The 23,172-nt window shown below is 72.0% G+C and carries 6 protein-coding genes; all 6 read left to right on the top strand.

The genetic code is table 11. The features are described 5' to 3' along the window. Positions 1–17: 17 nt before the first annotated feature. The 6 genes from ACTIAO_RS02945 (at position 18) to msrB (ending at position 23,025) form a co-directional block, all read left to right on the top strand. Positions 18–10,937, top strand: a complete 10,920-nt coding sequence (locus tag ACTIAO_RS02945; protein WP_121657601.1) for a non-ribosomal peptide synthetase — start codon at positions 18–20, stop codon at positions 10,935–10,937. Beyond that, positions 10,934–18,307, top strand: a complete 7,374-nt coding sequence (locus ACTIAO_RS02940) for an amino acid adenylation domain-containing protein (protein ID WP_441845576.1) — start codon at positions 10,934–10,936, stop codon at positions 18,305–18,307. Before ACTIAO_RS02945 ends, ACTIAO_RS02940 begins: the two co-directional genes overlap by 4 nt. Continuing rightward, positions 18,304–19,911: an ATP-binding cassette domain-containing protein gene (locus ACTIAO_RS02935; RefSeq protein ID WP_121657598.1), complete on the top strand. Its 1,608-nt coding sequence runs from the start codon at positions 18,304–18,306 to the stop codon at positions 19,909–19,911. The genes ACTIAO_RS02940 and ACTIAO_RS02935 overlap by 4 nt, the downstream gene beginning before the upstream one ends. Continuing rightward, a complete protein-coding gene (locus ACTIAO_RS02930) occupies positions 19,908–21,671 on the top strand; it encodes an ABC transporter ATP-binding protein (RefSeq protein ID WP_121657597.1) in 1,764 nt (587 codons plus the stop codon). Before ACTIAO_RS02935 ends, ACTIAO_RS02930 begins: the two co-directional genes overlap by 4 nt. Further along, positions 21,668–22,405 (top strand): 4'-phosphopantetheinyl transferase family protein, encoded by a 738-nt coding sequence (locus tag ACTIAO_RS02925; protein ID WP_121657596.1) that lies wholly within the window; start codon positions 21,668–21,670, stop codon positions 22,403–22,405. Before ACTIAO_RS02930 ends, ACTIAO_RS02925 begins: the two co-directional genes overlap by 4 nt. A gap of 134 nt (positions 22,406–22,539) precedes the next feature. After that, positions 22,540–23,025 (top strand): peptide-methionine (R)-S-oxide reductase MsrB, encoded by a 486-nt coding sequence (gene msrB / locus ACTIAO_RS02920; protein WP_121657595.1) that lies wholly within the window; start codon positions 22,540–22,542, stop codon positions 23,023–23,025. Positions 23,026–23,172: the final 147 nt, after the last annotated feature.

Here is a 23,172-nt window from a genome sequence, read left to right as displayed (position 1 = left end):
AGGAAGAGAAGACCGCGATGATCACGACCTCCCCTGTTTCCCTGTTCGACGGTGACGACGGCGTGCTGAGTGCCGCCGCACGCAGCATCGTCGACGCACAGCTCCTGGATCCGGACTCCGACGTGTTCGTGGTCGCAGATCGGGTGGACATCGTCGGTGACGTGTCGACGGGGCTGCTGGCGGAGGCGATCCGCGCCGCCATTATGGAGACCGACGCGCTGAGGGACCGGATCGTGCGCGATGCGGAGGGGCATCCCCGTCGGGTGCAGGTCGATGCCCCGGTACGCATCGACATGCATGATGTCTCGGACCGTCCCGACCCGACGGCCGCAGCGGAAGAGCTGTTCATACAGGAGCTGGCGCGCGGGCGCGGAGGGCTGGACGCGGAGTCGATGACCGGGCAGGTCGTGGTGCGAACCGCTGCGGATCACGTCGTGTGGCTCTTCCGTTCGCACCACGCCCTTCTCGACGGCTACTCGATATCTCTCGTGGCGCACCGGGTGGCCGAGCGCTATCGGGTGCTCGTGGGAGCCGGTGGGCGGGGCCCCGACTTCGGCCGGGCCGCGTCGCTGCGCGCCGAGGAGCAGGCGTACGCGGAGTCGGCCGCTGCGGAGGCCGATCGGGCGTCCGTGCGTACGCTGCTCGAGGAGGCGGGCATCATGGATGCCGCGGACGTTGCGACGGTGTCGGGAATCTCCGCGCCGGGAGTGCGTCGGGCCCACGCGGTCGAGGTGCCGCTTCCCGCGGAGACCGCGGATGCCCTCGCTGCCGTCGTGGCCGCGGACCGGCGCCTCACCTGGGCGGACGTGAACGTCGCCGCCTTCGCGGCCTTCGCCGGGAGAGCGACCGGCGTCCGCCGTCTCGTGCTCGGTGTGCCCTTCGCGGCGCGAGCGACGCCCGGTGCGGCGCGGACCCCGTCGATGTCCGTGACCGTCCTCCCCCTTCCGGTGCGGGTCGATCCCACGGACACCCTCTGCACCGTCGCCCTGCGCGTATGCCGTGACCTCGGCGTGCTCCGGCGCGCCCAGCGGATCCGCGGGGAGGCGCTCGCACAGGAGCGCGGTATCCCGTCGCTGCTCCGGGGGCCCGGGGTGAACATCAAGCCCTACACCCCGATGCTCGATTTCGCGGGTGCCGAGGGCACGATCGCCACGGTGGCCGCAGGTCCCGTCGATGACATCGATCTCACGATCACGCCGACGGCGGACGGTGGAGTCCGTCTCCATCTCGAGGTGAACCCCGATGCGTACTCCGCGGCGGACGCGGACGCGATCGCGAGAAGATACGCCGGCTTCCTCTTCCGGATCGCCGCCGAGCCCGCGCAGCCGCTCGGTCGTTCGGCCGCGCTCGCCATCGGTGACGGCGGCGCCTCGGGTTCCGAGCCCCTGCCGGAGGGCGGGTATCCGATCGTCGACATCTCGGCGGCGCTCGCCCGTGCGGTCGCGGCCGCTCCGGAGGCGATCGCGATCCGCGCATCCGACGATGAGGTGTCCTTCGCCCACCTGCACGCACGGGTGCGATCGCTCGCGGCGGTGCTCGTCTCGCGGGGCATCGGCAGCGACGACGTCGTGGCTCTCGCGATGCCGCGCGGCATCGACCTGATCGTCGCGATCTTTGCGGTGCTCGAGGCCGGCGGGGCCGTCGCGCCGATCGATCTCGCCTACCCGGAGGAGCGGATCGCCTACGTGCTCCGGCATGCGGATCCACGGCTCGTCGTCACGATCGAGGGGTCGCCGGCCGCCGCGCATCCGCGTGCGCTCGTGCTCGACGGGGGCGGGACGGCCGGTCTGCCCGCGGCGTCGGAGGACTCGGTGTTCCCGTCGCCCGCGTCCGACGCGCTCGCCTCGGTGATCTACACCTCGGGATCGACCGGCACACCGAAGGGCGTCGGTGTCACCCGCGGGTCGCTCTCCTTCTTCCTCGCGCACCATGCCGAGACCCTCTTCCGGCCGGTCGCGGCGCGGGCCGGACGGCGGCTCCGGGCAGCGCACACGGCATCCTTCGCCTTCGACTCCTCGTGGGAGCAGGTGCTTTGGCTCCTGCTCGGCCACGAGCTCATCGTGTTCGACGAGGATGACCGTCGTGACGCGCGCGAGATCGTCGAGGCCGTGGATCGCCTGCACATCGACACCCTCGATGTGACTCCGACGTTCGCCTCCGCCCTCGTGGATGCCGGTCTGCTGGAGACCGCGCACACGCCGGTGCTTCTGCTCATCGGCGGAGAGGCCGCATCGCCCGAGCTGTGGCGACGGCTGGCCGCCGCACCCCTCGCCGCCTACAACTTCTACGGTCCGACCGAGGCCACGGTCGATGCGCTCGGCGCCGTCGTGGAAGGCCTCGAGCCGCGCATCGGCCGGGCGCTCGCGGGTACTGACGCACTGGTGCTCGACGCCGCGCTCCACTCCGTACCCGTCGGCGTCGCGGGGGAGCTCGCGCTCGCCGGGCCCCACCTCGCCCGCGGCTACCTGGGGATGGCCGGTCTCACCGCCGCCCGCTTCGTCGCGGATCCACGCGGTGGCGGAGGCCGGATCTACCTCACCGGCGACATCGTGCGCGTGGAGGAGGATGGGCTGCTGTCCACCTGCGGCCGCCGCGACGACCAGGTCAAGGTCCGCGGACACAGGGTCGAGCTCGGCGAAGTGCGCAGCGCTCTCGCCTCCCTGCCGCATGTGGCCCGCGCCGAGGCCATCGTGCGCGGAGTCGGGGCATCGGCCCGCCTGTTCGCGTACGCCGTCTCCGTCGAAGTCGCCGAGCCGACCGTGACCGATGGCATCCTCGACGCGGAAGCCCTGCTCTGCGCGCTTCGGAGCATGCTGCCCGACCACCTCGTCCCGCACGGCATCGTCGTGCTGCCCGAGCTGCCGCAGACGGCGCACGGCAAACTCGACGTCGCCGCACTGCCGGATCCGGTGCGCACCCGGTCTGCCGGAGTCGCGCCCGCGAACGACCGTGAGCGCGCGGTGTGCCGGGCGATCGGCGACGTGCTCGGGCTCGACACGGTCCCCGCCGACGCCGACGTCATCGTGCTCGGCGGAGACAGCATCTCGGTGATCACTATCACGGCGAAGCTGCGGCAGGCCGGTTGGGTGACTCGACCGCGCGAGCTGTTCGCGGCGCGCACGGCGCAGGGTCTCGCGCCGCTCCTGCGTCCCCTCGACACCCCGGGCGGAGCGCCGGTCCGACCGGCCACGGCGGCGACGGGCCCGGTGCCGTTGCCTCCGGTGGCGAGGGCGCTGAGGGCGCTCGCCCCCTCTCTCGGGGTCGTGCGGGACTACGCGCAGAGCATCGAACTCCGTGTGGCGGGGGCTGACGCCGCCGGGGTGACGGCCGCGCTCGCCGGCCTGCTCTCTCGGCACCCGGTGCTCTCCCTCGTCGTGCGGGAGCAGCCGGACAAGACCTGGCGTGCCGAGATCCCCGCGGCGTCCGCACCGATCCCGCTCCTGGAGGGCGCCGATGCGGGTGAGCTCCATTCCCGGCTGCGGGACGCACTGGATCCGACCGCGGGGCGCATGGTGGCCGCCGGGCTCGTCCCCGTGGACGGGGTGCTCGTCCTCGTCGCGCACCACTTCGTCGTCGACGGCGTCTCCTGGCGCATCCTCATCGACGAGCTGGGACGACTCCTCGACGGACATCCGCTCCCTGCTGGGCCGGAGTCCGTCTGGCGTCACCGTGCTCAGGCGCTCGAGGAACGCCGTCTCGATGCCGCTGAAGAGAGCCACTGGCGCGGTATCGCCGCTCGATCCTGCGCGGTCTTCCCGCACCCGATCCCGGGCCCGGCGGCCTCGACGGCGGTTCGCGTCTGGCGTGGCACCGATCCTCGGGTCGCGGCGGCAGTGCTCGATCGGATCCCGCTGATGCTGGATGCGCGGCCGGACGCGGTCCTCGTCGGCGCTCTCGCCGTGGCGCTGCAGGACTGGGCGGAGGCCGAGGGCACGCTGCTCGTGGAGTGGGAGACCCACGGCCGCGAGCCGCTGGACGACGGCGAGGAGCTGACCGACGGCATCGGCTGGTTCACGACCGAGTTCCCGGTGGCGGTCGATCTCCCCGCACGCGGCGCCGCCGAGTCAGAGCGTCTGACCCGTGCCGTCCGCGCCGTGCGCCAGGCCAGGGCCGAGGTGCCGCACGACGGCTACGGGGCGGATGCGGTCGCGGACAGGGCAGTGCCGGGCGTGCTGTTGAACTATCTCGGCCGCTTCGGAGACACCACTCCCGCGACCGACGAGAAGACCTCGGGGGCCGTGCTGCGAGGGGAGCGTCCGTTCACCGTGCATCATCCGGATCGGCTCCGGCTCGGTCACGCGATCGAGGTCGCGGTGTTTGTCGCCCCCGGCGACCGAGGCCTGGAGGTCGAATGGACGGTGGCTCCGGCACTCGCCGACACGCTCCCGACACTGCTGGAGGCATGGGACCGCGCCCTCGAGGGGTTCGCCGACCTCGCTGATCGGCTCAGCGCACCGGAGGCCGCGCCTGCGGCCACCCTCATCCCGGCCGAGGCGGCGCTGCCCGGCCTCGTTCCCCGAATGATCGAACGGGTCGAGGCGGAGAGGGGAGCCCTCCGCGACATCGCACCGCTTACCGCGCTGCAGGAGGGGCTGCTGTTCCATGCGCTCCGCGACGGCGACGAAGACGTCTATGCGACCGTCACGACGATCCCCCTCGAGGATCCCCGAGGCGACGACGCGGAGCCGCTGGAGCTGGAGCGGATCGCACAGGCCGTGCGTACCGTGGTGCGGGCGCACCCGCAGCTCGGAGCCGCCTTCGTGGTCGACCTCGCCGAGCGCCCCGTGCAGCTCGTGCCTCGCCTGGCCGACGTCGACGTGACCCTCCACGAGGACGATCCCGAAGAGGGTGATCGTGAGGGGAGGGTCACCGCGCTCGCCGCCCGGGCCGAGAAGACGGTCGCGGCGCTCGTCGACGCGGAACTCGCCCGCACGAGCGATGTCTCCCGCCCGCCGCTCGTGCACGCACACGTGGTGCGCAGCGGTCGCTCCGCCGCCGTGCTCGTGCTCGCCGCGCACCATCTCGTGATCGACGGCTGGTCCACACCCCTGCTCATCGAGCGCGTCGTCGCCGCCGCGGCCGGGGAGACCGTTGCAGACGGCTGGGCAGACCTGCGCCGCACCCTCGTCGCGCAGGAGGCCGTCGATCCGACGCCTGCACGCCACGCGTGGGCTGCCCACCTCGCCGGCCTCGACGGTCCCACTTTGCTCGCACCCGCAGCACAACCCGACCAGGGGGGCGCCGACGACGAAGCGGGTCGAGCGAACGGCACTCGGACCATCGAGGTGCCCCTGGATCCCCGGGCAGGGGAGCGGCTGCTGGTCGCGGCACAGACAGCGGGGCTCACTGCAGGCGTGGTCGTGGTCGGTGCCTGGGCGCACGTGGCCGGACGTGCCGCCGGTCGCACAGACGTGGTCGTCGGCATGACGACCGCCGGGCGCGCCACCGCCGTCGAGGGCGTGGACCGCGTGGTCGGCCTCCTCTCGGTGACGGTGCCCGTGCGCCTCCGGATGCGTCCGGAGGTCCCGTTCTCGGCCCACCTCGCCGACCTGCAGCAGCAGCGCGCCGGGCTCCACGATCACGAGGCGCTCCCGCTCTCCGACATCGAATCCCTCGTGGGCGTGGGAACCCTCTTCGACACGCTCGTGGTGGTCGAGAACTACCCCTCCCCGGTGGCCGCCGGTGAGGGACGGCTCAGGGTCGGCGAGGTGCAGGCGGCCGGTGGCACGCACTACGCGGTCGGGATCACCGTGCTCCCGGGGGAGGGACTCCGCATCGCGCTCGAGCACGATGTCGCGCGCATCCCCGAGAAACGAGCGGTCGCGCTCGCCGCGGAGTTCGCCCTGGTCCTCGCGCGGCTCTCGGACGACCTCGATGCCGCCCCGGCCACCCTGCCCGTCAAGGACGGCGAGCAGGTACTCGTCGGACCCGAGCCGGAGCGCACGCCGCCCGACGACGGCGGAGCCTCCGCCGTCCTGGCCTCCTTCCGCGCCGCCGTGGCGAGCGAACCGCACGCCGTCGCTCTGCGCTTCCGAGATCGGGCACTCCGCGCGGCGGACCTCGCCGACATCGCCGGGGGGATCCAAGCGGCTCTGGAGCGCGCCGGTGCCGGACCGGAGCACATCGTCGCCCTCGCCGTGCCCCGGAGCGTCGAGGCCGTCGCGGCCATCATCGCGACGCTGTCGGCCGGCGCCGCCTACCTTCCCATCGACGTCTCCTCCCCGCATGAGCGGGTGCGCGACGTTCTCGCCGAGGCGCGACCGACTCTCATGATCGCCCCGCGGGCGAGTGTGGCGGCCGCGCTGGCGGCTGATGCGGGAATCGTGATCCTCGACCCGGCTGAGATCCCACCGGCGACGCTCCAACCGCGATCCGTTCACGGTTCCGCGGCGGCCTACGTCATCTTCACCTCCGGTTCGACCGGCCGCCCGAAGGGCGTCGTGCTCACCAGAGATGCGCTCGACACTCACTTCGATGGCCTGCGCTCGGGGCGTCAGGCCGAACTCGTCGCCCGCCTGACGGCGGAGGAAGGGCGGGGACGAATCGTCGCGGTGCACTCCGCATCGTTCGCCTTCGATACTTCGCTCATCCAGCTTCACTGGCTGTTCGCCGGTCATGAGCTGATCCTCCTCGACGATGATGAGCGTCGCGATCCCGCACTCTTCGCCGACAGGGCGCGGGGAGCGGATGTCATCGATGTCGCCCCCGTGCTGGCGGAGCAGCTGGTCGGGGAGGGGCTCTTCGACGGGGACCGTCCGCTCCCCGAGGTGCTGCTCGGCGGCGAAGCGGTCAGCACGGCGCTCTGGTCGGCCATGCGCGAGAGGTCCGCCGCAACACGGACGCTCAACCTCTACGGGCCCACCGAGGCGACGGTCGATGCGCTCGGCGCGATCGTGGCGGAGAGCGCGGAGCCGCTGATCGGAACACCGGTGCCCGGCGCGTCCGCGGTGGTCCTGGACGCGTGGCTGCGTCCGGTGGCCGTCGGCACGCGCGGGGAGCTCTACCTGGAGGGCGGACAGCTCGCCCGCGGGTATCTGGGTCGCTCCGATCTCACGGCATCGCGCTTCGTCGCCGCTCCCGGCGGTGCCCGACGGTACCGGACGGGCGACCTCGTCCGTGTGGACGGGGCGGGGCGCGTCGAGTACCACGGGCGGCTCGACGATCAGGTGAAGGTCGCCGGCAATCGGATCGAGCTCGGCGAGGTCGAGGCCGCGCTCCGCAGCCTGGACGGGGTCTCGCAGGCGGCGGCGGCACTGGACGCGGAGGGCCCCGTGGGGGCGCGCCTCCTCGCCGTCGTCACCGTCTCCGACGGCGCGACGCCCACGAGCACCCGCCTGCGGGAGGGGCTGGCCGCGTTGCTTCCGGCGGCCGCTGTACCCGCCCGGATCGCGGTGACCGATGCGATTCCGGTGACCGTGAGCGGGAAAGTCGACCGCGCGGCGGTCCGCGCGCTCGCTCTCGCGTCACCCGGTGAAGATCCGACCAGGAGGATCATCGCGCCGACGACGGCCCAGGAGCATGCCCTCGTCGCCGCGGTCGCCGCTGTGATCGGCGGCGCCGACGTGTCGATGGATGACGACTTCTTCGCGCTCGGCGGGCATTCGCTCACCGCGCTGCGCGTTCTCGGGGCCATGCGTCGTGCGGGATATGCCCTCAGTGTGCGCGACATCCTGCAGGAACGCGTCCTGCATCGCATCGCCGCTCGCGCGAAGGCGTCGACGACGGCCCCCGCGGACGCGACGCCGGCAGAGACCCCGGAGGCAGGTGCGATCCCGGTCTCGGCCGCACAGCGACGGCTGCTGTTCCTCGCCGAACTGGAGGGGCCGACGGCGACCTACACGGTTCCGGTGTCGTACGACTTGCCGACCGGCGTGAGTGCGGCGCAACTGCAGCGGGCCTGGGAGGCGCTCGTCGCCCACCACGCGGTACTTCGCACTGTCTATCGCCGCACCGACGGCGGCTTCGACGCCGAGGTCCTCGCGCATCCGCCGATGTCATTCGCCGTGGTCGACGTCGACGGCGACGGCGGACTCGACGGCGGACTCGAGGTCGCCGTCGCGCGTGAGGAAGAACACGTCTTCGACGTGTTCGCCGCTCCGCCGGTCCGCGCCGCCCTCCTGCGCAGCTCCGAGGGTGACGTGCTCGTGATCGCCGCGCACCACATCGCGGTGGACGAGACCTCGTTCCGAGTGATCCGCGAGGACCTCTCCGCACTCCTCGCCGGTCGCGCACCTGCGGCCACGGTGCCCTTCGGTGCCTTCGCCGCCGCCGAGGCGACTTCCGAGGCGGTCGCGGTGGAGCGTTGGCGGGAACGCCTGCGGGGCATCCCCGTCGAGCTCGACCTGCCGACGGACCGTCCCCGTCCGGAGAAGGCCGGATATCGGGCGGAGACCGTCGCCGTCCCCGTCCCCCCGAAGATGGTGGCGGCGCTCGACGCCTTCGCTACCGCACAGGGAGCGACCCGGCTCATGGTGCTGCAGGCCGCCGTCGCGAGTCTCTTCCGCGCCCTGGGGGCGGGGACCGACATCGTCCTCGGCACCCCTGCCACGACCCGCGACGCGCGGTTCGAGCGGACCGTCGGCTATCTCGTCAACACGCTGCCGCTGCGCATCGACGTCGCCGGCGATGCGACGTTCTCCGCACTCGTCGAGCGCGCGCGCGATGCCCTGCTCGACGCGCTCGACGATGTCGGAGTGCCCTTCGAGGAGATCGTCGACGCCTGTGCGCCTCGGCGGTCGCTGGCCCGGCATCCGCTGTTCCAGACCATGGTGACGGTCGAAGAGCAGGAGGCGGGTGCTCTCGACCTGCCCGCAGGGCCGGCCGTCGAGCGCCCCGGGCTCGTCGACGCCGCACGATTCGACCTGGCGATCCGCTATCGGGACCCCGAGGACGCGCGCGACTCCGGCGACGCGGACGGTGCGCTCACGATCGTCGCCGCGGCCGAGCTATTCGACCGGGCGACGGCGGAGCGGCTCGCTCTGCGTCTGGTCACCTGGATCGACCGGCTGCTCGCCGACCCGACGGCCCCCGTCTGCGCGCTCGACGCCCGGCTGCCCGATGAACCGGCACGCATCCCGGAGGAGGACGAGCGGTACCGCGTGACCCCTGTGCTCGACGCGCTCACCGCTCGCGCCCTCGAGACGCCATCGGCGGTCGCGCTGCGAGGAGACGGGGAGACCTGGGACTACGCCACGCTCCTCGGCCGCGCCGCCGGGATCGCCGGAGCACTCCGCGCGCGCGGTATCGGCCCGGAGGATCGCGTGGCGGTCGCCGTCGGTCGCACGCCCGTGCTCCTCGCCGCGCTCATCGGCGTGCTCGCGGCGGGCGCCGCGTACGTGCCGCTGGACGTGGACTACCCCGACGCCCGCCTGCGACTGATGCTGGACGACGCCGATCCGGTCCTCGTGCTCGTCGACGAGAGCACGCACGGCGCGGGACGAGGTCGGTCCGAGCTCTCCGTGCACGCCGTCGCTCCCGTCTCGGGTGGCGTCTACGCCGCGGCCGGGGTGGTGCGCGGCGCTCCCGCCCCGGCGGAGAGCGCGGCGTATGTGATCTACACCTCGGGATCGACCGGTCGGCCCAAGGGGGTGATCGTCTCGCGCTCGGCGCTCGATGCGTTCCTCTCGCATGAGCGGTCCGTGCTCGCGCTGACTGCTGTGGACCGTCTGCTCGCGGTCACCACGGTCTCGTTCGACATCGCCGCACTGGAGCTGTTCGTTCCGCTCCTCAGTGGTGCGGCGGTCGTGATCGCGAGTCGGGAGGAGGTCCGCGACCCGGATCGTCTCGCCGCGCTCGCCCGGCGTGAGGCGTGCACCGTGGTGCAGGCGACGCCGTCGCTGTGGCGGCCGCTGCTGGAGGAGCAGCCGGAGGCATGGGGTGCGGTGACGGCTCTCGTGGGTGGTGAGGCGGTTCCCGCGGATCTGGCGCGTGGACTGCGTTCCGCCTGCCGTGCCGCCCGTGTCGTCTACGGTCCCACGGAGGCGACCGTCTGGGCGATGGGTGCGATGCTGGGCGGCGACGCACCTGACGCGAGCGTCCCGATCGGCCGTCCCTTCGCGGGAGTGGGAGCCGTCGTCCTCGACGATGCCCTGCGCCGCGTGCCGCACGGCGTCGCGGGGGAGCTCTACCTCGCCGGTCCGCAACTCGCTCGCGGATATCGGGATCGTCCTGACCTCACAGCCGGCCGTTTCGTGGCAGACCCGACCGGAGAGCCGGGGGCCAGGATGTACCGCACGGGCGACCTGGTTCGCCGAGAGGCCTCGGGCACGCTGCGCTTCCTCCGACGGATCGACGACCAGGTGAAGGTCGACGGCCATCGACTCGAACTCGGTGAGATCGAGTCCGCATTGCGCGGCGTCGAGGGGGTGCACCGGGCTGCGGCCGTCGTCCGCACGGATTCGAGCGGTCGTGCGCGGCTGCTCGGATACGTGACCCCGGAGCAGGGCATCACCCTGGATGGCGCTGTGGTGCGGGATGCCGTCGCGGCGACGGTGCCCCTGGCCTCCGTGCCGCGCATCGTCACCGTGCTGGATGCGATCCCGCTCACCCTCAACGGGAAGATCGATCGCGGAGCGCTCCCGGATCCGGTCGCGGTCGTCGCGTCGGGCCGCGGACCGGAGAACGACGCGGAGCGCGCGGTCGTCGAGGCGGTGGCCGAGATCCTCGAGCGCTCGCGCGTCTCGCCGGAGGAGGCCTTCTTCGAGCTCGGCGGCGACAGCATCTCCTCGATCCGCCTGGTGGCGCTCGTGCGCGCGCGGGGCTTCACGATCACCCCCGGGCAGGTGTTCGCACACGAGAGGCTCGCCGGTCTCGCCGCCGCCGCCGTCCCCGTGGGGGAGACCGGACCGACGGCACCCCGCGGAGCGAGACGGACCCGCGCCCGCCTCGCCCCACGCGATCTCAGCAGCATCGAACGACTCCTGGAGGAGACCCCGTGAGCACGACCGCTTCCCCCTCGACCGCTTCCCCCTCGACCACCGCCGTCCTCGACGTCTGGCCGCTCACCCCGCTGCAGCACGGGCTGCTCTTCCACTCGCTGTGGGAGCGGGAGACCGGAACCTCTCCGACCTATCTGCTCCAGGCGGCGGTCGAGGTGGAGGGCGATCTGTCCGAGGACGCCCTGCGCGCGGCGGTCGCGGATGTCCTCGTCGCCCACGAGAACCTGCGGGTCGGCTTCTTCGCGGGAACGGACAGCGACCCGGTGCAGTTCGTGCCCGATCGCGTCGAACCCGAGGTGACGGTCGTCGACCTCGCCGAGGCCCGAGGCGCCGTGCGCGGAGAGGCTGCGACCGCCGTACAGGTCCAGGCGGTCGCAGCCGCCGAATGGGCCAGGGGGTTCGATCCGCAGCGGCCGCCGCTCATCCGCGTCGCGCTGCTGTGCGTCTCGGAGACCAGGGCGGTGCTGCTGGTGACCGCGCACCACCTGCTTCTCGACGGCTGGTCGATACCGCTGCTGCTGGAGGAGATCCTTGACCGAGCGACCGGAGCGACGCCTCCTGAGCCCGAGGCGCAGTTCGTCGACTACCTCGACGTCGTCGTCCCCGAGGAGCACGACCCGACAGACGGTGCGGTCGTCGTCGACCTCCTGGACGGCGTGACCGAGGCGACGATCTTGGCAGCACACGACGCCACGCCCGACGAGCATGTGCCCGTCGCGGCCGACCGGGGAGTGCGGCACCGGCAGGACGGCGCGGCACTGCGCGCCAGGGCCCGCGCCCTCGGAGTGTCGCCCGCTGCCGTCGTGAGCGCGGCCTGGGGGATCGTGCTCGGCCACATCGTCGACCGGGAGGACGTGGTCTTCGGCTTCACGGTGTCCGGTCGTGGCGTCGGAGTCCCCGGAGCGGACCGGATCATCGGTCTTCTCGGCAACACTCTGCCGTTCCGCGTGCGTGCGAACGCCGGCGACGCGGTGTCCCACGTGATCCAGCAGGCGCACCGGACGCAGGGCACGCTCGCTGCCGCGCCGAGCGCCGATCTCCGTGCGGCGCAGTCGTCGCTGGGGATCGCTCCGCTCTTCGACAGCCTGCTCGTCGTCGAGAACTATCCGGACGCGGTGGCGGACTGGACGAGTGCCGACGGCCACCTCCGCGTCGTCGGCACATGGGCGCGCGACGAGGTGCACTATCCACTCGCCCTGCTGGTCGAGACCGGCGACACGATCCGCCTGGAGGTCGTCGCGCGGCCGGGGTCACGGTATGGGGCCGAGGCGGTACTCACCCTCGTCGATGCGGTGCTCGACGGGATCATCGCGGATCCCGACGTCCGTGTCGCGAGGGTCCCGCTTCGGAACGGGACGACGGCGACGGACGATGTCGGGGGCCTGCTCGATGGCGGGCCTGCTCCTGAGGCGGACCTCGATGCTCTCCTCGACGCGGTGCGGGAGTCACGGAGCGCTCAGATCGCGGTCGTCGCGGGCGATCGGCGCATCACGACCTCCGTGCTGCATGCGGCGGCGGACCAGCTCGCGGGCGTCTTCGCCGAGGGGTCGGGGACGGTAGCCCTCCTCGCGCCGCGGTCGGCAGCCCTCGTCATCGGCGTGCTCGCGGCTCTTCGCGCCGCCCGCCCGTTCGTCGCGCTCGATCCCGACCTGCCGACGGAGCGCACGCGCGACGCCCTCGCCGATTCCGGGGCGACGACGCTGTACTTCGCGCCGGAGTGCGAGGCCCTCGCCGCGGAGCTCGGGAGCACGGGGCCCTCCTCCGCGCCGGTCACCGACGTCGCGCTCGGCGTCGGCAGGGTGCGCGAGCTGCGGGACCGGACGATGGTCCCTCCCTCCGATTCGTCGGATGCGGACCCGCGACGTCGTTCCGATGCACCCGCGTACCTTGTCTTCACCTCCGGCACCACCGGGCGTCCGAAGGCGTGCGTGAACACCCGAGGCGGACTCGCGGTCCGCCTCAGCTGGATGCGGGATCGCTATCGGATCGATGCCGACGATGTGATCCTGCACAAGACGCCGCTCACGTTCGACGTCTCGGTCTGGGAGCTGATCCTCCCTCTCGTCACGGGTGCACGACTCGTCCTCGCGCCTCCCGGTGCGCACCGCGATCCCGAAGCCCTCGACGCGCTGATCGCCGCGGAGCGGATCACGACCCTGCACTTCGTGCCGTCGATGCTCTCCGCATACCTCGACCTCGTCCCCGACCCCGCGTGGTCGAGCGTCGCCCGCATCCTCTGCAGTGGGGAGTCCCTCCCGACGGCGGTCGCCGAGCGTGCGGCGACGCTCGCGAGTGCCCCGGTGCACAATCTCTACGGTCCCGCGGAGGCCGCGATCGACGTCACCGCAGGGGATCACGCGGAGCGGGCGACGGGAGCGAGCGCCCCCATCGGCGGCGCGACGCCGGGTACGGCGCTGCGCGTGCTGGATCGCTTCCTTCGCCCGGTGGGACCCGGTGGGATCGGCGAGCTGTACCTCGACGGCGCGCAGCTCGCACACGGTTACGCCGGTCGCACGGCGCTGACGGCGGAGCGCTTCGTCGCCGACCCCGGCGGGTCCGGCGCCCGGCTCTATCGGACGGGAGACCTCGTCGAGCGGACATCTGCCGGACTCGTCCACCGCGGTCGCGTCGATGATCAGGTGAAGATCCGCGGCATGCGCGTCGAACCCGGTGAGACCCAGGCCGTGCTCACGGGGCTTCCTGGGGTGTCGGCGGCCGTCGTCCTCGTGGAAGAGGATCCGACCCCCACCCTCATCGCCCTCGTCGTACCGGAGCGGAATGACGGACCGCCGCTGTGCGCTCAGGACATCCTCGACGCCGCGAGCACCCTCCTCCCGGAGGCGCAGCGCCCCGTCGCCGTCGCATTCACAGATTTGGTTCCCACCACGGCCAACGGCAAGCTCGATCGTCGTGAGGCTCTCCGTCGGATCCGGGAGGCGCGGACGGTTTCGGCGACCGGCACCGACACGACGGACATCGATGCGACGGACGCCGATGCGACCGGCGCGGACGATGCCGATCCGACGGGGATCCGCACCCGACTGCTCGCCACAGCGCGCGAGATCCTCGGGGCACACGTGCGCGTGGACGACGATCTCTTCGCCGCGGGTCTCGACAGCATCTCGGCGATCCGCTTCGTCGCGCGCGCCCGTCGCGCGGGCGCGGTCGTCACGCTCGGCACCGTCTTCGACGCCCGCACCGTCTCGGCACTCGTCGGGCGCGCGATCGATACCGGACCCGAGGAAGAAGAGGCGGTTCCGGCGGACGCCGGGAGCACGGTCGCCCGCACCGACCGCATAGTGCTCGACGCGCACGAGCGGAGCGACCTCGATCGCCGTTTCCCCGGCTGGGAGGCCGTGCTGCCCCTCGGCCCGCTGCAGGAGGGTCTCTACGTGCATACGCGCCTCGGAGCGGCGGCGGACGACGTCGACGTGTACGTGGTCCAGCACAAGATCACGCTCGATTCGCAGGTCGACGCCGATGCGTTGCGCCGTGCCGGTGACGCTCTGCTCCGCCGGCACGCGAGCCTCCGCGCGGGCTTCGTGGACGACAGACGCGGGCGTCCCCTCTCGGTGATCGTGCCTCCCGTTCCCCTGCCCTTCGCCGACGTCGATCTGCAGGGACTGCCGGAGGCCGAGCAGGAGGCGGAGCTGGAGAACCTCACGGTGGCCCAGGTCGATGAGGGCTTCGACCTGGCTGCGCCCCCTCTCATCCGGCTCGTGCTCGTGCGACTCGCTCCCGCCCGGGCGATGGTCAGCCTCGTGCATCACCACATCCTCACCGACGGCTGGTCGCAGACCCTGCTTCTGGAAGACCTGTTCGAGCTCTACGACCGCGCCCTCGCGGTGCCGGGGCCGGTGTCGGACGACGGGCTTCCGCCGACCGCGGATTACGCGGAGTATCTCGCCTGGGTCGGGGCCCAGGACCACGAGGCGGGAGTCGACACCTGGAGGTCGGCTCTCGCCGGGCTCCCCGGTCCCACTCTCGTCGAGCCCCGGTCCATCGCCGCCCCGCCCGTGCTCTCCGAGTCGGTCCATGCCGAACTGGACGCCTCGCTGTCGAGCGGACTCGCCGCACTCGCCCGGCGCTCCTCGGTGACACTGTCCACCGTGCTCGGCTACGCCTGGGCGCACGTGCTCCGGGGGATCACCGGACAGGATGACGTGGTCTTCGGGACGACCGTCTCGGGAAGGCCGGCCGAGGTCGCGCACGTCGACCGGATGGTCGGGCTGCTCATGAACACGGTGCCCGTCCGTGTGCGCATCCGCCCCGGACGCGTGCTGGCGGACGAACTCCGAACGCACATGACCGCGCAGTCGGAAGTGATGCACGCCCACCATGTCGGTCTGAGCTATGTGCAGCAGGCGTCGGGTCAGGCCGTCCTCTTCGACACGCTCTACGTCTTCCGGAACCTCCCCGTCGATGAGGCCTCCCAGTCGGAGACCTTCCTCCGGCACGGGATCTCCGAGGCGGAGGCCCACGACGGCACGCACTACAGCCTCGCGATGACGGTCAATCCCGGTGAGCGCCTCGAGGTGGCGCTCGCCTACCGTCCTGATGTGGTGGACGCCGGTCGGGCGGAGCGCTATCTCGATCGGTATCTCGCCGTCCTCGCTCATCTCGCGGAAGACACCGGAGAGCCGGTCTCACGGATCCCCGTCGCTGTAGCGGAGGATCGCCCGGCGATCGACAGGGTCAATGCTGAAGCGACCGAGGTGGCGCCGGCATCTCGCCACGGCGTGGACGACGGCACGGTCGCCGACCTCCTCGCCGATGCGGCCGCACGTCACCCGGAGCGCACGGCGCTCGTCGGGCAGGACGTCGAGGGGGGCGCCGCGTCCTGGACGTTCGCGCGCCTACAGCACGAGATCGACCGAATCGCCGCCCTCGTCGCGGCGCGCACGCACGGCCCGGGCTCGGTGGTCGCCCTCGAGCTGCCCCGCACGATCGAGCACGTCGCTGCGATCTTCGGCGTCCTCCGCTCCGGGCGGGCGTACCTGCCATTGGATCTCGCGCATCCGACCGAGCGTCGCCGCCGTCTCGCCGACCGCGCGGGCGCTGAGCTCGTGATCGTCCCGCCGGGAAGTTCCGGAACGACCGGAGCCGCCGGGGACGTGCCGGGCGGCATCCCCCGACTCGAGCTCCCGCATGCGTCCGACGCCGCGCCGGACGAGGGAGGCCCCGAGGTCACCCTGCCGCAGCTCACCCCGGCACACGCGGCGTACACGATCTTCACGTCGGGATCGACGGGTGAGCCGAAGGGTGTGGTCGTGCCGCACCGTGGGCTCCTGACGATGTACGACAACCACCTCGAGGCGATCTTCCGGCCCACCATCGCGCGGGCTGGACGCTCGCCGCTGCGTATCGCGCACACGGTGTCGTTCTCGTTCGACATGTCGTGGGAGGAGCTGTTCTGGCTGTTGGACGGGCACGAGGTGCACATCGTCGACGAGGAGAGCCGACTCGACGTCGAAGCCCTCGTCGCGCACTACGGGCAGGTGGGCATCGACGTCGTGAACGTGACGCCGTCCTTCGCGCGGGAGCTGCTGCGTGCCGGGCTCCTCGATCACCGACCGCCGGCGCTCGTCCTGTTGGGCGGAGAAGCCGTGCCGGCGGAGCTGTGGACGACGCTCCACCACCATCCGCACACGGCGGGATACGACCTGTACGGCCCCACCGAGTTCACGATCAACGCGCTCGGCGTCGACCTGGCGTCGGGGACCGCCCCGTGCCTCGGGCGACCGATCCTCGGCGCGCGAGCGTACGTGCTCGACTCGGGACTGCGCGAGGTGCCGCCAGGAGGAATCGGCGAGCTCTACCTCGCCGGTGACGGCCTCGCCCGTGGGTACGACCGTCAGACCGCGCTGACCGCTGCGCGCTTCGTCGCCGACCCGTTCGGCGGCCCGGGCGAGCGCCTCTATCGAACGGGCGACCGCGTGCATCGTCGCCCCGACGGGGGGATCGAGTATCGCGGGCGCGACGACGGCCAGGTGAAGGTCCGCGGATACCGCATCGAACTCGCCGAGGTCGAGAAGGCGGCGGAGAGTCACCCCCGGGTGGCGCAGGCCGCAGCCTCGGTGGGGGGCGCAACCGGAGATGTCCTCCGGTTGCACGTGGTCGTGGCGCCGGGCCTCGAGGCATGGCCGACCACGAACGAAGCCGGTGACGCGGAGCAGGTGCTCCTCGACGATGTTCTCCTCGACGATGTGCGATCGCACCTTGCCCGCATCCTTCCTCCCTATGCGATCCCGTCCCTGTTCGCGGTGGTCCCCGTGATCCCGCTCACGGTCAACGGCAAAGTCGACCGCGAGGCGCTCCCCGTTCCTCGCGGCTCCGGCAATGGAGAGCCGCCGCAGGGGCGGGCCGAGCGGCTCGTCGCGGAGGTCTTCGGGCACGTGCTGGGCGTGGCGGTGCGGCATCGGGACGAGGGGTTCTTCGACCTCGGCGGGCACTCCCTTCTGGCGATGCGCGTCGTGGCGCAGCTGGGAGAGGAGCTCGGGGTGCGGGTGCCGGTCGGGACCGTGATGGCCGCGCCGACTGTGCGCGCTCTCGCTGCGGCGATCGGCGATCCCGCGCGGGATGCCGGACTCGCTCCCGTTCTCGTGCTCCGTGAGCCGGCATCGGAGGAGTCGCCCCTGTTCTGTGTGCATCCCGCCGGCGGTTTCGCCTGGCAGTTCGCCCCGCTCGTGCGCTTCCTGCCCGTGGGAGTGGGGGTGGTCGGGCTCCAGGCACCGCTGCTCTCGGGGGGCGAGAGCGCGGCGATGGACGTGGATGAGCTCGCGCTCGAGTACTTCGAACGGATCAGGGCCATCGCGCCGCGGGGTCCGTATCGACTCGCGGGGTACTCCTTCGGCGGCAACGTCGCCCACGCGATCGCCGCGCGGCTGGTGGAGGAAGGCGAGGAGGTCGAACTGCTCGCCCTCCTCGATCCGGCACCGCTCTCGGGTCGACGAGACGCCTCTGGGACCGCGGCTTTCGGTCCCGAGGAGGAGGCGGCGGTGCGCGCGGAGCAGACGGCGTTCTTCGCCGAGCTCCGGGATGAGGGCGGAGACGATCCGGATCTCCGCGCGGCGATCCGTGCCTCACGGGGTGTGCTGGGGCTCGACGACCGCGCCACGGTCGAGGCGATCGTGGCGAGCCACGCCTGGGCTTCCGCCCTCATGGCCGCATCCGCGTCTCCGGTCACCGCTGTTCCCACTCTCCTGTTCATCGCGGGGCGCGAAGAGCCCGCAGCGTCGGGTTGGGGGATGCGCCTCGGAGACGACACGGAGACCACCGTGCTCGATGCCGATCACTCCGGGATCGTCGCCCCTGCCGCGTGGGAGCAGATCGGTCCGGCGATCTCGCGCCATCTGGAGAAGGGGCGATGAACGGACGCGGTCGGCTGCTCCGTGAGACGGCGTGGAGGGTGCGCGCACCACTGGCTCTCTCCATGGCCGGCGCTGTGGTGCGCCAGGGCGGGTTCCTCGCTGCACCCTTCATCCTGCAGTTCGCGATCGACGACGGCGTGATCGGGGGCGACCTGGGGGCGGCGGCGTGGTGGGGCGGAGTCGTCCTCGTGGCGGGGATCGCGCAGTTCTTCGGGATGTGCGTGTGGGACCACTTCGCCAATCTCGCCGATGCGCGTACCGGTGTGATCCTTCGTGAGCGTCTTCGTACGTGTGCGATCGCCGGCGGGAGGTCGTCCTCCGGCGGGACCGGTGATCTGCTGATCCGGGCCGGGCGGGACGTCGACCTGGTCCGGGTCTGGGTGCACGGTCTCCCGACCTGGATCGTGATCGCGGTCACGGTCGGCGTCCTCGTGCCGGGGCTCGCTTCGCTGGATCCGTGGCTGCTGCTCGTCGCCGGGGCGACGGTGCCCTGTCTGATCGTGCTCGCGGTCGTATACCCCCGGCGCTTCGAGCGTGCGTCCATGCACGCGGCCGAGGCGCATGGCCGACGGGCTGACGCGGTCGATCATCTGCTCCGCAGCGCCGTCACCGTGCGCGGAGCCGGGATGGGGCGCGCGGTCGTCGAGCGCCATGAACGCATGTCAGCCGACCTCACCGACCGTACCGTGCGCGTGGGAGGGATCCTCGCCCGATGGACGGCCCTGGGGGAGGGGATCCCCGCCGTCGCTACAGCGGTCGGCGTGGTCGTCGCCGTCTTCGCCGTTCTCGACGGGCGTCTCACGGTCGGTGGGCTCGTGACGTTCAGCGGGTGGATGGCAACGGTCGGGATCGCCGTGCAGGTGGGGCTCCAGCGGTGGACACAGAGCGCGGATGCCCGGGTCGGCGCGGCTCGGCTGCAGCCGGTTCTCCGCGTCCCGCACGCGACGGGTGAGCAGGCTCCGGCGCGGGAGATCGTGCTGGACGCGCTGCGGGCGTTTCCCGACGCGGAGCCGATCGCGCTCACCCTCGCCCCCGGTCGTCTGATCGGGCTCAGCGGTCCGACGGGGAGCGGCAAGTCGACACTGCTGCGGATGATCGCCGGGATCGAGGCGCCGTACACAGGTCGTGTGCTCGTCGACGGTGCGGCGGCCACGGGAGCCGTCGGCGGGGTGCATCTCGTCCCTCAGCGTCCGCTCGTGCTGAATGGAACCGTGCGTGAGAACCTCGCCCTCGGCGCGGCCACGGGAGACCGCGGGGACGACGATGCGCGCTACCGTCGTGCACTCGCCGTCGTCGGTCTCGATGCGGAGCTCGCCCCGCGGTCAGTCGATCCCCTCGACACACCGGTCGGCGAAGGAGGTGGGGAGCTTTCCGGGGGACAGGTGCAGCGGCTCGCTCTCGCCAGGGCGCTGGTGGTCGAGCCCGCGGTGCTGCTCCTCGATGACGTGACCTCTGCTGTGGATCCGGCGACGGGGGCCCGCATCATCGCGGCGATCAGGGCGACGGCGACGGAGCGTATCGTGGTGGTAGCCGGGCACGGGGCGCTCATCGATGCCGCCGACACGGTGCTGCATCTCTCGGTGCGCACCGAGGCGTCGGCATGAGCCCCGTGGCGGATGCCGCAGCCGAGGGGGCCACCGTGCAGGCGGCGTTCCCGGAACGACTCCTCGCCGCACCCTCGCGGCGCGGAGTGGTGCGCGCCGCACTGCGTTTCGCGCGCCCGCACGGCTTCCTGCTCGTGAGCGCGATCGTCTTCGGCGTCGGAGCGAGTCTTGCGGCGACGCTGGCGCCGGTGGTCGTGGGGCGGGTGACCGATGCGCTGCTGAGGGGAGAGCGGGAGACCGCGCTACTCCTCGCGGGGGTCGGGGTGGGCCTCGCCCTGCTGCAGCTGGTGCTCTCGGCGGTCGGGAGGAGTCGGCTGGCGCGCGGTGGCGAGTTCCTCGTGCGGGATGTGCGGGATCGGATCGCGGCGCAGCTGACGACCGTGCCCCTGCGCTTCGTCGAGCGACACCGACACGGCGAACTGCTCCAGCGTGGCACGGCGGAGATCGCGGCACTCTCCGCCTTCGTGCGCGAGTCCTCGACGGCCCTGCTCGTGACGGGGTCGACCGTCCTCCTGCTGGTGACTGTGCTCGCGCTCCAGTCCTGGGCGCTGGCCCTCGTGCTCGTGTTCGTCTTCTTTCCTCCGGCGCTCTTCGTGATGCATCGGTTCCGTTCGCGAGCTGCGGACGCCTACGGCGCAGAGGCGGCGGCAGAAGCGGATGTCGTGGCGGAGCTCGCGGAGAGCGTCCGGGCGCGCTCCCTCATCGCAGGCGCCCCGGCGGTGACGCGTCGCCGACTGGACGACCGCTCGGCGGAGATCAACGCGCACGCGGTCAGGGCGCAGATGCGCACTGTCGTCCTCGGGCGGTGGATCAGTGCCATGGCGCTCATCGAGGGGGTGACCCTCGCGGCGCTGATCGTGGTCGGCTTGCCGCTGGTTGGTGCGGGCACGGTCTCGGTCGGAGTGGTCGTGACCTTCCTGCTGGCGAGCGTGACCCTCTTCTCCGGCTTCTCCGACTTGGTCGCTCTCGTGGGTGCGGTGGAGGAGGCGGCGACGGGTGCCGCCCGCGCGAACGACCTGCTTCGTGCCACGGCGTCGGATCCTCCCGACGAAGGCGCCCCCGGGGAGAGCGTGTCAGATGCGTCCGCGAAAGACGGAGGGGAGTTGCCGGGCGTGGGTATCGAGGTCGACGACGTCTGGTTCGACTACGGCGGCGACCCCGTGCTGCGCGGGGTGAGCCTGCGCTTGGCGAGCGGAGTACGCCACGGCCTGGCGGGGCCCTCCGGAGCGGGGAAGTCCACGCTCGCTCTCATCCTCGCGGGACTGTATGCCCCGACCAGCGGCACGGTTCGGTGCGAGGGTGTCGACCTCGCCGCGCTCACGCCTGCCGAGCGTGCGCTTCGCGTCGCCTTCGTGCCGCAGGAGGTCCAGCTCGGGGCGGGGACGATCGCCGACGAGTTGCGTCTCACCGATGCTTCCGCTGACGAGGGAGATCTGCGCGCGGCGTTCGCCGCTCTCGGCCTGACGTCGTGGCTCGACGGACTGCCGGAGGGGCTGGCGACAGCCGTCGGAGCGGACTCGCCGCTCTCGGCCGGTCAGCGGCAGCTGGTCGGCCTCGCCCGCATCGCACTGCTCGAAAGCCGGGTGATCGTGCTCGACGAGGCGACGTCTGACGTGGACCCGGAGACCGCCGGCCTCGTCGAGGCGGCACTCGATCGTCTCGCGCAAGGGCGGACGGTCGTCGTGGTCGCCCACCGGGAGTCGACTCTTGCACGTCTCGATCGCGTCCTCGAGGTGCACGAGGGCACGGTGACGGGATGATGTCGCCCGTCCTCGGTGTTTCCGTCGCCCTTCCCGTCGCCGTGAGGATCCCCGGCCCGATCCGCACCGTCGAGGCGCGGGTCGAGATCACGGATCGGCTGGTGGATGCGGAGCCTCCGCGGTGGCTTCCTCTCACCGACGACGACCGTGCGCGCCTCGCCGCGTTCCGGCGGGAGGAGGACGCCCGCCGCTTTCTCACCGGGCGGTTTCTCGTCCACCGTCGGCTGCATGAGGAGTGGGGCGTTCCGCTCGGGGGTGCCCGGTTCGCACGGCGATTCACCGCGGCGGGGGAGTGGAAGCCGATCCTGTCGGCGGAGCCGGGACGAGGATGGGCGGGCGCGGCGTGGCCGGACGTGTCCATCTCGCACAGCGGGGCGTTCGTCGCCGCCGCCTTCTGCGAGGAAGCGGAGGTGGGGATCGACATCGAGCAGCACTCGTCTTTCGTCGATGCGGACGACATGCTCGCACTCGCCCTCACCCCGGCGGAGCGAGCGCGCGTGTCGTCGATCGCCGATGCGGCACGCGCCTTCACGGCGAAGGAGGCCGTGCTCAAGGCCGTGGGCTTCGGTCTCGCGATCGATCCCCTCCGGGTGGAGATCCTCGATGGTGCGGTCCGGCGCTTCGATCACGTCGAGCGTCGTCCCGTGGCGCTGGCGCCGGTTCCCGTCTCGGTCTCCGCCTCCGCTCTCGTCTCGGCAACGGTCGCGATCGCTCCGAGGGTCTCCGTCGGCTGACACCTTGCCATCGCCCGCCGACGAGTGGCCCGAAACTCACAGCCCGCTCCCAGGACCACGGGACCAAAACGGGCCGGTCGTCGGTTCTCCTTCTATGACGCCGCAGCCAGCGGCGTCGGACAAGGAGTCAGATCATGTCGAACGACTGCCGCAAGACCCCCGAGGCCGTCAGCGGCCTCAGCCACCTGCAGTACGAGGTGACCCAGGAGGACGCGACCGAACCGCCGTTCCGCAACGCGTACTGGAACAACCACGAAGACGGCATCTACGTCGACGTCGTCTCGGGAGAGCCCCTGTTCTCGTCGACAGACAAGTTCGACAGCGGCACCGGGTGGCCGAGCTTCACCAAGCCCATCGAGGCGGACGCGGTGACCACGCGCACCGACCGCTCGCTGTGGATGAAGCGCACGGAGGCGCGTTCGGCCGGGGCCGACAGCCACCTGGGACACGTCTTCGACGACGGCCCCCGCGCCGAGGGCGGACTGCGCTACTGCATGAACTCCGCGGCCCTCCGCTTCATCCCGGCTGGCAGTCTGGAGGAGGAGGGGTACGGTCGCTACAGCGCCCTCTTCGCACACCCCACCACCGATTCTTCTGACACCGCTGAGGAGCAGTCATGACCGACACGGCGGTGCGGGGACCAACCGGAGGATCTTGTGACGAAACCGTCGTGTCCGGCTGGCGGGTCGCCGCCTCCAGCGAGTCCACACGAGCCGACCCCGGTAGCAGCGTTGGTCTCTATGTGCTGGGCACCCTCCCGGTCCAGG

It is taken from the genome of Microbacterium sp., assembly GCF_052099035.1.
GTDB lineage: Bacteria > Actinomycetota > Actinomycetes > Actinomycetales > Microbacteriaceae > Microbacterium.
The sequence above is the reverse complement of the archived record's forward strand: the minus strand, read 5'-3'. Positions and strand labels throughout refer to the sequence as shown.

Bases quoted from the DNA above. Each gene is read 5' to 3' on its own strand.
- ACTIAO_RS02945 (WP_121657601.1), top strand. From the start codon at position 18: ATGATCACGACCTCCCCTGTTTCCCTGTTCGACGGTGACGACGGCGTG.
- ACTIAO_RS02935 (WP_121657598.1), top strand. From the start codon at position 18,304: ATGAACGGACGCGGTCGGCTGCTCCGTGAGACGGCGTGGAGGGTGCGC.
- ACTIAO_RS02930 (WP_121657597.1), top strand. From the start codon at position 19,908: ATGAGCCCCGTGGCGGATGCCGCAGCCGAGGGGGCCACCGTGCAGGCG.
- ACTIAO_RS02925 (WP_121657596.1), top strand. From the start codon at position 21,668: ATGATGTCGCCCGTCCTCGGTGTTTCCGTCGCCCTTCCCGTCGCCGTG.
- msrB (WP_121657595.1), top strand. From the start codon at position 22,540: ATGTCGAACGACTGCCGCAAGACCCCCGAGGCCGTCAGCGGCCTCAGC.